The sequence below is a fragment of the Thermogemmatispora sp. genome (assembly GCF_019683755.1).
In the GTDB taxonomy this organism is placed as follows: Bacteria; Chloroflexota; Ktedonobacteria; order Ktedonobacterales; family Ktedonobacteraceae; genus Thermogemmatispora.
In genome coordinates this window covers 1-7,058 of record NZ_JADGHT010000245.1, presented here as the reverse complement: position 1 = coordinate 7,058, position 7,058 = coordinate 1, and the positions used below count along the sequence as shown (strand labels likewise).

Sequence of the window (7,058 nt, the reverse complement as noted above, 5' to 3'; positions counted from 1 at the left end):
ATTGCGGCCAGCCTCTATGCGATGGCTCGCCTGCGCGTACCCATCATTGCGGCGGTAATTGGTGAGGGAGGAAGCGGCGGCGCTCTAGCCATCAGTGTGGCTGACCGCCTGCTGATGCTGGAATATAGTATTTATACAGTGGCCGCTCCGGAGGCCGCCGCCTCGATTATCTGGCGCGATAAGGTCTATGCTCCTCAGGCGGCGGAGGCCATGCGGATCAGCGCGCGCGAGCTGTACGCTTTGGGATTGATCGATGAGCTGGTGCCCGAGCCACTGGGTGGCGCTCATCATAATCATCGTCTGGCGGCAGAGAATCTGAAGGCTGCTCTGATCCGTCATCTGCAAGAGTTAAAGCAGATACCGGTCGATCGCCTGGTACAGATGCGTTACGAGAAGTATCGCGCTGTGGGACCGTTCGGTTTCGCTGCTTGAGATCCAGGAGATAATCGTGCGCGCGTTGCCGCTTGCTCCAACAGGGCTTGACGTCAGCCGCAGACTTTTGTATACTGAAAGCTGCCAGTCCGGAGGGAGGGCGAAAAGCGCTCTCCGGTCTGGCGGTTCCCCTGAGTGGAAAGGGATCTCAGGTTTGAAAAGAGCCGGTGTGGCGGAACGGTATACGCGCCTGTCTCAAAAACAGGTCCCGCAAGGGTTGTGAGTTCGAGTCTCACCACCGGCACCTCCATACCATAGAGGATGAGAGCGGGATGGTACTGCTCTAAGAGCAGAGTCGCCATCCCGCTCTCTTCTTGTTCTCCCCCGCTGTTGATGAGAGGTGTCGCGCTCGGTTCCTCCATGCCCTCGCATGGGCCGCTTGCTGGGCCTTGCTGTTCTGAACAGGTGGCTAGCTGTGGAAGGCAAAGACCCCGAAGATAAGGAAGGCCAGTAAGAGAGCAAGGGCGGTATTGAAAAGCGTGGCCAGGCCGTAGACGAGCACGGGGCGCAGGCCAGCCTCCTTGAAGCCCTCCAGTCGGAAGCCCAGGCCAATGCTCACAAAGGCCAGAGTAAAGAACCAGGTACGCAGCGCGTTGAGATCGTTGAGAATTGCCTGACTCCCCTGGAGCCAATGGAGATTTAAGAGGACGGTCATCGTCAGTGAGGCCAGGATGAAACCAATGACAAACTTGGGAAAGCGGGTGAAAATCTCGCTCCAACGCGGTCGCTCGCGTCCGCTGTCTCGTTCAACGCGCGTAATCCAGTAGAGGGTGAGCAGAAAGGCAATCAGGCCGATCAGGGCGTTTTGTGAGAGTTTCACAACGGTAGCGTACTGCAAGGCAACCTGTCCAGCAATGGCCCCGCTGGCGGTGACGGCGGCAGTGGTATCGATGTTACCGCCGATCCAGGCACCAGCGACGGCCTGGCTGAGCTGCAGCCAGTGGGCGATCAGCGGCTGCAGGAAGATCAGTGGCAGAGAGAAGACGATCACAAGGCTGGCCACGTACCCCAGTTGTTCACGCTTGGCCTGTACCGCTGCCGCAGCGGCAATGGCCGCGCTGACACCACAAATCGAGACGGAGGCGGCAATGAGAGCCCGCAAATGGCGCTCTAGCTTGAAGGCTCCTCCTAGAAACCAGGCTGTGAAAAAGACCGAGCTGATAAGAATCACGGCCTGAATGATACCGCCGAGGCCGATCTTGAGCAGGTCAAAGAGATTAAGTCCAGCTCCTAGCAGGATCACCCCCGTTTTGAGAAACAGCTCAGTGCGAAAGGCGGCGGCCAGGCGCTCACGCCAGCCCAGCAGTGTCAAGAGGCCGTTGGCCAGCAGGCCTAGAGCGATGGCGTAGACGGGAAATTCGATGCTATTGAGTGTCCGCCGCAGGGTGCCACTGAAAAAGGTTGGAAAGACCTTGGTCAGCCACCATACGGCGACGCTCAGAACAAAGACGATAAATAGAGAGGCAAGGAGAGTAGGCCATTGTGTGCCTTGCTTGCCCGTTACAGGTGCTGAAATAGCAGATGGGCTTGTGCTCACGGTGTGCTCCTCCTTAACTGGTAGTGGAATGCCGACCTCTGCCAGGGTTAGAGGTGCGGGATTACTAGGACAACCTGACAAATACTTGTCCGACTAAGGAATCGAGTGGAGAACACGAGCGATGATCAGCACAACCAGGGTCAGACCCAGAATGAGAGCCCACCAATCTTCATTGAGCCACTGGTACCAGGGACGGGCGGCGACAATGTTGCTGGGGCTCGCCAGCGGGCCGGAGCTGGTCCCACTGTGAGACGAGGCCGTAGAGGAAGTGGGAGACTGACCTGTTTCAGTCGCTTGCTCGCTCTCGCTAGCGGTCAGGGGCAGATTTTCCTCTGTCGCCATGTGGTTCCTCCTTCTCGCTTACTTGCTTGATAGCCAGTTGCCTCTGTGGGGCTGCGCTGCTCGCCCCTATTGTTGATATTGTTGATTTATTTAGTAGAGAAAAGTTTGCCATAGAAACGGGTCTATTGTCAAGGCCAGCGCAAGCCAGCGAGATAATCGCTCAAAGCCTGGAGATCGAAGAGGTGGAAGTCCTGTCTTTGAGTCCCCGCTATACTAGGGGAAGAGAACGAGTGAGCCTGGTGCGTGATCCCATGAGAAGCAAGGGAGCTTCACAGCGCTATCCATGCGTTGTGGGGGGCAGTCGAGCTGACTGCTCCCTTCAGGGGGCAGGTGACCAAGTGCGTAACCAGGGTGGAAGAGAGACTGCAGTTTATGCGAGCTGAAGGGGCGAGGGAGGTCTTGAAGAGGGGGCATAACAGGAAAGACCCGTCCTTCGCAAAAGGGGGACAGTCTCCAGCCTCATAGCCTGTCTGACTGCCCCCTGGTGCTAGGCCTGGCTCGTTGGGCCTGCACGCCTGCGCTATGGTCCCGTCTATACTTCTCAGGCTTCTGCAGTTGGAGGGCCTGCGGGTGGAGCGAGCAGCAACACTGACGGGATGCGCTCAGGAGTCGCCAGGCGCAGAAGTGCCAATCCGATGCCGGCCAACCCTGTCATCAAGCCGGGGGTTTCGACCCCGAAAGGTACACCACAAACCCAGCCTTGGCGCTCCATGTTCTCCAGCAAGGCCGCAGCGATACGTGGGATATGCTCGGCGAAGCTCTCACCAGGCAGCAAACGAGCGGCAGTAATCAGAATATCGAGGTTGCCAAAATCGCCGTGGCACAGGGAATGATTCAGTCCAAACCCCTGCGTGAGAGTTGTACGCAATCCGGCTCTGATCTCCTCCAGCAATTGGGCATCAGGGAGTAGAGAACGCAGGATCAAGCGAGACAGAGCGATGCCTGGGGCGCCATGGCACCAGGCCACCATATATTTTTCTCCTGACGATGGCTGCCCATTGGCGGAAGGTGGGCGCTGGCGTAGATCCAGCCAGTTCTGACGAGTCGGCGAAAAAAGGGTTCGTTCGTAGGCCAATGCTGCACGTGCCCTCTCGGCGAAGCGTGTCTCGCCACTTACCTGAGCCAGTTGCGTCAGGTAGAGAGCGATGCCTGCGTTGCCATGTGCAAAACCGGACAGCGCCACTGGCTGACGTGGCGTGGGCCAGCCACAGCCGCCCTGTGCTTGCGGCTGGGAGTGGGTCAGCAGATGCTCACCGCAACGGACCGCCGCCATCAGAGTGTTGGGCGAGGGGGCGACGGTGTGCAGACAGAGCAAGGTCGCAATAGCGCCAGCCGCTCCACCGATGACATCATAGACCTGATCCTGCTCGATCTTCTCCACGAGCAGAGGGACCAGCTCCTCCGCCTGGCGGTAGAAGGCAGGCTCGCGCCAGAGAGTGCCTAGATGGCAAAAGAGATAGATCAGCGAGCCGAGGCCATTGAAAGCGCCGATCCCATAGGCGCGAGGAAAATACTTGCGGCGCATAATCACCTGCTGGATCGTCTGCACTGCCCTGCGAGCCAGCTCAGTATGGCGCTCTTCTCCCGTCAGATAACCCAGGTAGGCCAGAAAGAGCGTGATCCCTGCCAATCCATTATAGAGATCTCCATCGGCGGGCAATAGATGCCACTCACGATCATTCACGGGAGTCACGCCCAGCCAGCCTACGTAGTCGCCCTGATAGAGGGCAAACTGGCGCAAGCGATTGCCGATAGCTGAGGCTGCTGCTAGTAACCGCTCCAGCGTTGGGGCAGTGCGAGCAGGATGCAACTCCAGGCGTGTATAGCTTTGAGGGGTAGAGGCATCGATCATACTCGTGAAAGCAGCGCGGATAATCCAGAGCTGCTTCTCTAAGTCCTGCTCGCTCAACTCAGTCAGGCGTCGGCGTACCACTTCCAGGCCAGGCTCCGAGAAGAAAGCGGGAAGGCGCTCGCCATCTGAGGTAAAGAGATCAGTCGAAGCGGCGGTAGTGGTAAACACCGGGATATCGCCGCGCCAGAGATCGCGTCGCTCAGCGGGAATCAGGGGTACCAAGTAGGGAAGGCGCTCAGTTGTCGCCCACAGCCGGTCAAAGAGGCGATCGCGGTCCAGAGCGTCGCGCAACACATTAGGATGGAGGCTATCGAGCAAGAGCTGAGTATAAATGCGAGTGGGGCGAAGCACGCAGCGAACTTCGGCATCGGCGAAGCGTGGCAGATAGGTTTCTAGAAGCTCCGAGCGTTGGGCCATGAGGAGGCGGTAAGCACGCGTAAAGCCCTCGATGACGTACTGGCTATAATCCAGGACATTAATATCCTGATCATTGAGACGAGGGCGATTTTCCTTAACCGGCAGCTCAACGCGCTCATGAATCAGGCGCATGTCATCGGTGCCGGCATTCTTCCAGGTTGGCACAGGGCGTGGCGAGAGCTGGCCGGGCTGACCACCGAGGCCGCTCATATCGATCCCCTCGCCCTCTTGGTTGGACCAAAGGCGTTGTGGCAACAAACCCACGCGCAGCACCGAGTGACCGATCGCCTCCAAGCCAGGGGCCCCTTGAGCCTGGAGCACCTGGGGATTAATCTGAGGCAAAAAGAGGGTCTCCAAATCGATCAACACGGGATGCTCACCGGCGGCGATAATATTCTCCGCATGAAAATCCGAAGCTTCCAGGGCATAGAGCAGAGCTAGATAGGCGCCCTGGCGTAGATAGAAGCGCTCAATCTCCTCACGCGAAGAGCATTGGCGAGCCTGAACAAACTCGACCCAGCCGTAGCGGCCCCGATCAAGCACCGTCAGCGTGCGCAAGGGAGGGGTGAAACCCCGCTCATTCATCCACGAAAGCAGCTCCTGGAAATGGCGATCAACGGCCAGAGGACGTGGCTTATAAACCAGACGGAAACCGGAGTCCCAACGCAGCAAGATCACACTCTGCCCGTTGCGATGCAGATCGCCGGCCCCCTGATGGATCTCACACAGAGAACCGGCTTCGCCACTTGGGAGGAAGGTAGAGCGAATCAGGGGCCAGTCCTGAGAGAGGCGCTCTAGCAGTTCCAGAGAGCGGCAAACCCAACGTTCAAGCGTCTCTGTTGCCAGGCGAGCCAGCACCACATACTCCTGCAAGAAATCCAGAGTTGCTTCGCGCTCGCTCAATTGCTCCAAAAAATACTGAAAGCGCTCCTCCGAAGTATTTCCCCGTAAGCGGCCCTGAACGCGTGCAACGTGAAGCTCCAGGACAATGGCCCGCGCGATCAGAGGGAGCAGCAGTCCGGGAATATTGCGTGCCAGCAGATCGAGAACCTGCTCCCTATCAAACGAGAAGGTAGGCGAAGACTGAGCCAGCTTCTGCAAGCCGGCGGCCAGGTTCTGTCTGGCGTGCCTGATCAGCGGTAAGAAGGGATGCAAGAACGAGCGTGTGTGGCTGCCCCCGCCCAGATCTGGCAAAGGAGAAGCGTCAGAGGCATCCCCGTCGCTCGCGGCCCTGGCAGCGGCGGTCTCAGGGCAAGCAAAGGCCTGCTTGAGAGTCTGCAGCCAGGGGAGAGGAGTCGTAGATCGTGCGCGCAAAGCCTCGGCAGATTCGCCCAACAAGAGTAGTAGCTCCTCCTCGCGCAAACCATCCAGCGCGAGGCGAGTGGCAAAGCGACCCGCATCCTCATTCAGAGCTGGCAGCTCTTTCCACCGCTTCAAGCGCTGCTGGGCACGAGCCTGGGCCTCTGCATCAAGCGCGTCCAGAGTCGGCAGAAAAGGGCTAGAGCGCAGTTGAGCCAGGCGCTCACTCAGCGTTAAAGCGCGATACCAGCCGGCGTCTTGCCAGCGATCCTGCGAATAGGGAAGAGAAGCAGCAGTTGTCTCACTGATCGTCTCGCTCATGGAATCACACAATCAGATGCGGCTCAGCGCAAGCGTAAGGGGTCCCACCGCATTAGCTAGAGACACTGGCTGGCTAGAGACGCTTGACGTGGGTCGCATCTTCCTTCTTTCTTGGTCATTGCTCGCTCATCACTGATGGATTGCTAGGCAGCTTGACTGTTGATGGAAGGCCTGTTATCAGGTGCCTCCTGTCGCTATGGAAGCACGGAGGTGAGCACCTATCAACCAACAGCAACCGCAGGCAGGCAAAGCATGCGGTAGTAGTAGTTCATCTCACATGGCTTTCGGGGAATAGGGCCGAGCCGGGCACCAGTGGACGATAGATCTGATCACCTCGTCCCGTGTTCCCGGAGATGCGATGTAATTCGCAACTCGGCCAACTCAGTGCAACCGATCGTAACACGAGCAGGGGCAGGGCTGTCTTTCTCGTAAGAGTGACCGCTCATAAACGTAAGCACCTGCCCGTGGGCTATCGACCTCGTGGGAAGCGAGCGCCAGGAGGCTGAGCCATCGCTCACCAGGGCACTGGCAAAGACCTCGACTGGCGCGAACAGAGGGTCGGGACGGAGTCAGACATCCCAACCCTCTGTATATCCTGATCAGGCCATACCGAGACCCCTGGCGTGGGGTAGCGACCGCTAGAGACAGCCGCCGGCGGCGTTGGTATTGCAGAGGCCGAGGAGCACAGCCAGGGACTGCAGACAGAGCACGGCAACCGTGTTGTTACACTCGTCAGTGTTACCGTGACCGCCCTGGACAGCCTCCAGATCTGCATCAGTCAGCTCGACCTCACCGATGGGGCTCTCAGGCAGCAGGCTGAGCTCCTCCTCGCTGAGGCTCTGGCGATAGGCTTCATCT

At 58.5% G+C, this 7,058-nt stretch carries 4 protein-coding genes, 1 tRNA gene and 1 pseudogene; 2 read left to right on the top strand and 4 right to left on the bottom strand.

Annotation, left to right across the window (positions count from 1 at the left end; all coding sequences use genetic code 11):
- Positions 1-432: pseudogene (locus IRZ24_RS14600) on the top strand (acetyl-CoA carboxylase carboxyl transferase subunit alpha); the annotation flags it as partial.
- A 163-nt stretch (positions 433-595) separates the two neighbouring features.
- Positions 596-676 (top strand) — tRNA-Leu (locus tag IRZ24_RS14595).
- A 165-nt stretch (positions 677-841) separates the two neighbouring features.
- Here IRZ24_RS14595 and IRZ24_RS14590 read toward each other — a convergent pair.
- From IRZ24_RS14590 to IRZ24_RS14575, 4 genes are all read right to left on the bottom strand, one after another.
- Positions 842-1,969: a putative sulfate exporter family transporter gene (locus IRZ24_RS14590; RefSeq protein WP_297165494.1), complete on the bottom strand. Its 1,128-nt coding sequence runs from the start codon at positions 1,967-1,969 to the stop codon at positions 842-844.
- 93 nt (positions 1,970-2,062) lie between these two features.
- Positions 2,063-2,311 carry a hypothetical protein gene (locus IRZ24_RS14585; RefSeq protein ID WP_297165492.1) on the bottom strand — a complete coding sequence of 83 codons (249 nt, stop codon included), beginning with the start codon at positions 2,309-2,311 and terminating at the stop codon, positions 2,063-2,065.
- Between the two features lie 541 nt (positions 2,312-2,852).
- Positions 2,853-6,200: a type 2 lanthipeptide synthetase LanM family protein gene (locus tag IRZ24_RS14580; protein ID WP_297165490.1), complete on the bottom strand. Its 3,348-nt coding sequence runs from the start codon at positions 6,198-6,200 to the stop codon at positions 2,853-2,855.
- A 638-nt stretch (positions 6,201-6,838) separates the two neighbouring features.
- The coding region (locus IRZ24_RS14575; protein ID WP_297150963.1) for a mersacidin/lichenicidin family type 2 lantibiotic at positions 6,839-7,058 on the bottom strand (220 nt) is incomplete at its 5' end.

What these genes read in the sequence shown, in the direction of transcription:
- IRZ24_RS14585 (WP_297165492.1), bottom strand. Translation starts at nt 2,311, where the DNA reads ATGGCGACAGAGGAAAATCTGCCCCTGACCGCTAGCGAGAGCGAGCAA.
- IRZ24_RS14580 (WP_297165490.1), bottom strand. Translation starts at nt 6,200, where the DNA reads ATGAGCGAGACGATCAGTGAGACAACTGCTGCTTCTCTTCCCTATTCG.